Consider the following 6,259-nt stretch of genomic DNA (forward strand, 5'->3'; position numbering starts at 1 on the left):
CTAGCTGTTGTGACCAGTAACAACAGCTAATTTTAACGAGCCAAATTTATGATTGGACCGCTTTGAGCGAAAAGCAGAAATTTCTCTCCGCATCATAGTACTCATGCGAAAGTATGCTTTGCTTGATAGAGCGGACATTAACGCCTGAAGTTGGACGGACTTTTAACCGCAAAATGGCATGTGTCTCAACCACAGTGTCCAGCATCCATTCGTCGAGTTGATTGTCACTCGGATCGTGCTTCTCAGTAAGGCAAGCTAACTTTTTACTACAACAATCATCTTCAAAGCGATCTGCTTCTATTGATTTCCGTAGATCACGCAATTAAGTTGGATTGACAATGTTAGGGGGCGCTAATTTGTCCTTGCTCTGTAGATTAAATATGACTATTCATATCGACATAAGCTCAATGCAACTTGAAAGTTTTGCTTTTTGAGCTTAGAGTGATATTTTTAATAAGTTTCTAATTTACTGGTTGGCTCAACTTGTTTTAAAAACACGGCGCGCTGGTGCGACTGTTTCATAATGAGCGAGTCCTACAGGCAAATCAGTTGCTGGATTGTTTCTGAATTTGATTTTGGTTTTCCATCTAAATTATCGGCCCTACCCTTTTTATATCAATCGGAGCCTCCTGAGCATTAAATGAAGTCACTTATCTCTGTTCCCAAATTTTCATTACGCAGTTGGTTAATGTCATTATGGCTACCGTTAGGGTTATTAGTTATTGGCTACTTTGTGGCAACATCCATGGTAGATCAGCAACAACAAACCCAAGCAAAGCGAATTAGTGATGCGGTTACTGTCAGGTTAAATCTAATTGCAGCAGGGGTTCAGGAAAAGGTCACGCTGTATCAATATGGTTTGCGCGGCACCCGTGGTGCAGTAATGTCGCTATCCCCTGAGCATTTTGATTACAACGATATGCAGACCTATACGCAAGTGCGAGACTATAAAAGGGAGTTTCCAGGGGCTCGTGGTTTTGGTTTAATCATCAAAGTTGAACCAAACCAAACTGCGGCATTTCTAGACCGGATGGCTGCCGAGCGACCAAGCTACAACTTCAAAATCAGGCAGCTAACGCCACACCAAGATAGCCTTTTTGTGATCACCTACATTGAACCTGAGCAAAACAACCGAGAGGCCGTGGGGCTTGATATTGGTTTCGAAGCAATGCGCCGCAAGGCAGCATTAGATGCGGCGTTCAATAACGATGTGAGGTTAACAGCGCCCATTACCTTAGTACAAGCAAATGAGCGAGCTCAACAGGGTTTTTTAATATTAATGCCGGTATATAAAACAAATATCGTGCCAGAAGGGAGTCAGCAACGGCTTGATCATTTATTTGGCTGGAGTTACGCCCCAATCCTGATTAACGAAGTCCTTAATTCAGTTGCAGGTCTGGAAAACGATGTCTTTCTGCAAATCAGTGACATTACCGAACAAACGCCAATCGAGTTCTTCAGCCAAGAAGTGAAAGACACTTACGACGCTGCTCTACAACATAAATTAAATCTCTCTGTATTTGGCCGCCAATGGCAGCTGTCGCTTACGCCAACCAATCACTTTATTACTGAACTGCAACTACGCTCTGGCACCAGCTTATTTTTTGAGGTAATGGCAGTCAGTACCATCCTGGCCTTTGGCGTGTATCTACTGCAACTTATGTTAATGCGCAGAAGTCAGTTAATCCGTCATAAGCAGGAGCTGGCAAGTATTGCAGAGCAAACTTTACTAAAAGCGAATGCTGAGCTTGAACAGCAGGTCGCACTGCGAACGGCGGAGATTTCACGTGTTAATATCTTGCAGCGCAGTATTCTTAGCAGCGCGGGCTACGCCATTATCGCTACCGATGAAGAAGGCATTATTACGGCCTTTAATCCAGCAGCAGAAAAACTCTTAGGCTATCGCGCAGAGGAGGTCCTTTTCCAACAAACCCCGTCTATTTTTCATCTGCCCGCAGAAGTGGAGCACCATGCCGCTAAGCTGACCACTGAGCTCGGTAGCAACATCGCGGTCGGTTTTGAAACCTTTGTAGCGAAAGCGCGTCTGGGGCAAACGGATAATGCGCGCTGGACCTACCTGACAAAAACCGGTGAACAGGTGCAAGTAAAACTAAATGTCAGTCCACTAAAAGATGAGCAAGGTCAGCTAACAGGCTTTCTTGGTATCGCGTTTGATTTAACTAAACAACTTAAATACGAAGCGGAACTGGCACAAGCAAAAGAACAAGCTGAGTCTGCTAATAAAGCAAAATCTGAGTTTTTGGCAAATATGAGCCACGAGATCCGCACGCCGATGAATGGAGTTCTGGGATTATTACAATTGGTAGCCAACAGCACGCTGGATCAACGCCAGGCCGACTATGTAGAAAAAGCCTATAGTGCAGCTAAGTCTTTGCTTACCTTGTTAAATGATATTCTGGATTTCTCAAAAATTGAAGCCGGTAAGTTGGAGCTAGACCCGCATCCATTTAGTTTGACGGATTTGCTGCAGGATATCGGCCTTGTTTTTTCATCTAGTGCAGAGCAAAAAGGATTGGAAGTGCTATACGATGTCACAGCGGATGTGCCTGAGCATTTGTTAGGTGATAGTTTCCGTATTAAACAAGTCCTGATAAATCTGGTCGGCAATGCCATAAAATTTACTGATAAGGGTGAAATACTCATCTCAATTAGGTCTCAATCACTGCCAGAGGGCGAGATTAACTTGTCTTTCAGTATTAAAGATACTGGGATCGGTATCACGCTGGAGCAACAGAACGCTCTTTTTTCCGGTTTTCAACAAGCAGATTCTTCAATAAGTCGTCGCTATGGCGGGACAGGTTTAGGTTTAGCCATCAGTAAGCGCTTGGTGAATTTGATGGGTGGTGAAATCGGCGTAGAGAGTGAATTTGGTTGTGGAAGTACCTTTAGCTTTAACGTCGTCGTACGCAATGCGGAGAAGAGGGCGATCCAAAACTCTCAAACGTTTACTCGTAGTAATGAAAAGTTGAGCGTGTTGATTGTCGATGACAACGACAGTGCGCGAATAATTTTACAAGGTATTGCGGTCTCGTTGGGATGGCAGGCAAAGATTGCGTCCGATGCGCAAGAGGCGTCACTATTAGTCAAGCAAGCCCACCGCGATAGTACTCGCTATGATGTCGTTTTCGTAGACTGGCGTATGCCGGGTAAAGATGGCCTAACCTTCGCTCGCGAGCTACGGGAATTGCATAGTAGCGTGGTTTCACTGATTGTAATGATTACCGCTCATGGAAAAGAACTGCTCGATGAGCAAAATAACGATTATGAGCGCTATCTGGATGGATTTTTAATTAAACCTGTTACAAAAAATATGATGTTACAGGCAGTAAAGAGTGTTGTTTTTGGCGATCTCGACCTGTCGCTCCCGACCTCCCCCCTCCCGCACGAGCTGCCATTGCAGGGAATATCCTTACTGCTGGTAGAAGATAATTTGACGAACCAGCTGGTTGCCAGTGAGTTACTGCAGCAACTAGGGGCGACCATCAAAATTGCTAGCAGCGGTGAGGAAGCGTTAGAGATGCTGGAAAGTACGGCAGAGCACTTTGATATGGTACTGATGGACATACAAATGCCGGGAATGGATGGCTATCAAACCACTCGTGAGATTAGAAAGCTACCTAGACATCAGTTGCTGCCGATTATTGCTATTACAGCGCACGCCATGTCTGATGATATAGCCGCTTGCCTGGCAGCAGGTATGCAAGACCACATCGCAAAACCTTTTGATCTTAACGAGTTGACGACCAAAATTCTCAGCCATCATAAAGCAGAAAAAGCACCTCACGTCAAACAAGTTAATAAATCAAACCTGAATTTTGATCAGGCAGCGTTAGCGTTCTGCCAGCAGCATCATATTGAACTCGAAGCTGCTGTTCAGCGCCTTGGTTATTCCCTGACGATTTATGTCAATGTATTAAAGCAATTTGAGCAGGACCTTAGGCAAGCATTACAACAACTAGAGGATAAAACACTTACCCGTCGTAATGCACGATTGTTGTTTCATAGTTTAAAAGGTGCTGCAGGCACACTTGGCTTTAGCAATCTGGCAAAGCTTACTGCCCGCTTGGAAGATGAGCTGCGTGAGCACAGTGATGACGGTTATCAGGTAGATAACAACGTTCTGGATATACTGAAGTTAACTCTTAACACCGCTACAGACTTGGTGAAATTATTACAAGTGGAACAGCAAATAGCTACCGCACAAGCCCCTGTTAGCCGGACGGAACAGGCAGCTCAGTTAATGACGCTAAAGCAACATCTCAATCTTGCCAACATGGCAGCGTTGCCACTTTATCAGCAATTGGCACCGTCACTGCAGGCTCAAACACCTGAACTAAATAAAGAGCTTGAAGAGGCTCTAGTCAACTTGACTTTTGAGCAAGCAGTCGTGATAGTTGATAAAATGTTAAGTCAATTCAAAGAGTAGTTTATATGTCAGCTGACACTATACCAAATGTGGCTATCAGCCAATTCCCTGCAACCATTTTAGTTGTCGATGATCAACCTATTAATATTCAGATTGTCTTTCAGGTTTTAGGCAACGAGTACAATATTCTGATGGCCACAAGCGGCAAACAGGCAATAAAAGTTTGCCACGACAGTCGGCCTGATCTCATTTTGTTAGATGTAGTAATGCCTGAGCAGGATGGATTAGAAACATGCAGGCAATTAAAAGCCGATAAACAACTGGCAGATATCCCGGTCATATTCGTCACAGGCTTGCAGCATCAAACGGATGAAGATGCCTGCTGGGATGCAGGTGGCGTCGATTTTATTCAAAAGCCATTTAATACAAATACATTACGTAACCGGGTAAAGGCTCACTTAGCCCTGAAAAGACAAGCTGACTTACTGCGTTCTCTCGCTTATCTGGATGGGTTAACCGGTATTTATAACCGCCGCTATTTTGATAACGTTTTATCAATCCAACTTGCCCAACATAGACGTAAACTGAGTCCTCTTGCAGTATTGATGATTGATATCGACTACTTTAAGAAATATAACGATACGTTTGGCCACTTAGCAGGAGATGATGCTTTACGTAAAGTGGCCAGTGCCCTAAAGCATAGCGTGCGAGAGGCTGACATGGTCGCCCGCTATGGAGGTGAAGAATTTGTAGTGTTGCTAGCCGATACCGATATAAATGGCGCAGTAACCGTGGCAAAAAAGATACTGCATCATGTATTGGAATTAGATATCGCACACCCCCAAACTCCCGCCACTAAACTGAGCATCAGTGTTGGCATTGCCGTCGCCGATGAAGCGAAAGGCTACGATAGTAATATTATAGAACTGGCAGACCAGCAGCTGTATTTAAGTAAACAACGTGGTCGTAATACCTATTCGGTTGTACTAGCGTGAGGTCTGGCAAACCTATTACCAAAAAATTACTATCTATGAGTGATTAATTTTAAACTCTGTTGTTACCATGATTTTTACAGCATAATATTGAAACCGGCCAAGATAATTTACACAGAATACTGGGACCATAACCCGCTGCGCTGCTCATCGCCCTTACACTAACGTTCTGCTAACGACTAATAGCGGACTTTAATACCTGCACATTGTAATATCCGCTTCTGGCACAAACGCGATCTTCACTTTGAGCGAAAAGCAGAGATTCAAAACCTCAACATAACCCAGATGCGAATGACCGCTTTACCTTAAAAGTGAGGGCTCAGTAAGGCACTAACTAATTTGGAGGAATGGCAGTATTGGCTTTGATCTGTATCAGCAACATTTGACACTTTGCTAAGCACTGTTTTTCAATTCGTAGTTTTAAGGACAATCAACCTCTATATACTTAAACAAATTCTGCCGCATGGTTTCCCGATTCATGAACAATTCATACTGAATCGCTTTGAATCCTTTGATAGACAAGGTTGTACCTTTTGGATTTTATTGCTCATAAACTACTAAATCAAAACTCGCTTAATATACCTCACTAAGTAGCTTCTAAAAAATGCAGCTCTTCTATCCGACACGGTTTTCCGTACAAATAGCCTTGGTAGGTTTGACACCCCATACTCTGCAATAAAGCTCGCTGGGCTTCTGTTTCAACACCCTCAGCTATGACTTGCAGTTCCATTGAGTCGGCTAATGTTATAACAGCCTGAGCTATGGCTTTGTCATTACTGCTATTTATGATATCTCGTACAAATCCTTGGTCAATTTTCAACTGATTTATAGGCAATTGTTTTAAGTAGGATAAGGATGAATAGCCTGTACCAAAATCATC

3 protein-coding genes are annotated in these 6,259 nt (G+C 43.6%); 2 read left to right on the top strand and 1 reads right to left on the bottom strand.

The genetic code is table 11. The annotated features are described in order from the left end of the window. Positions 1 to 640 precede the first annotated feature (640 nt). Both Q0688_RS14385 and Q0688_RS14390 read left to right on the top strand, forming a co-directional pair. Positions 641 to 4,447, top strand: a complete 3,807-nt coding sequence (locus Q0688_RS14385; RefSeq protein WP_299078044.1) for a response regulator — start codon at positions 641 to 643, stop codon at positions 4,445 to 4,447. Positions 4,448 to 4,452: 5 nt separating this feature from the next. After that, a complete protein-coding gene (locus tag Q0688_RS14390) occupies positions 4,453 to 5,382 on the top strand; it encodes a diguanylate cyclase (protein WP_299078047.1) in 930 nt (309 codons plus the stop codon). Positions 5,383 to 5,965: 583 nt separating this feature from the next. Here Q0688_RS14390 and Q0688_RS14395 read toward each other — a convergent pair. Beyond that, on the bottom strand, positions 5,966 to 6,259 hold a 294-nt coding region (locus Q0688_RS14395; RefSeq protein WP_299078050.1), incomplete at its 5' end, for an EAL domain-containing protein.

The sequence above is a fragment of the uncultured Paraglaciecola sp. genome (assembly GCF_937123705.1).
Lineage (GTDB): Bacteria > Pseudomonadota > Gammaproteobacteria > Enterobacterales > Alteromonadaceae > Paraglaciecola.

What these genes read in the sequence shown, in the direction of transcription:
- Q0688_RS14385 (WP_299078044.1), top strand. Translation starts at nt 641, where the DNA reads ATGAAGTCACTTATCTCTGTTCCCAAATTTTCATTACGCAGTTGGTTA.
- Q0688_RS14390 (WP_299078047.1), top strand. Translation starts at nt 4,453, where the DNA reads ATGTCAGCTGACACTATACCAAATGTGGCTATCAGCCAATTCCCTGCA.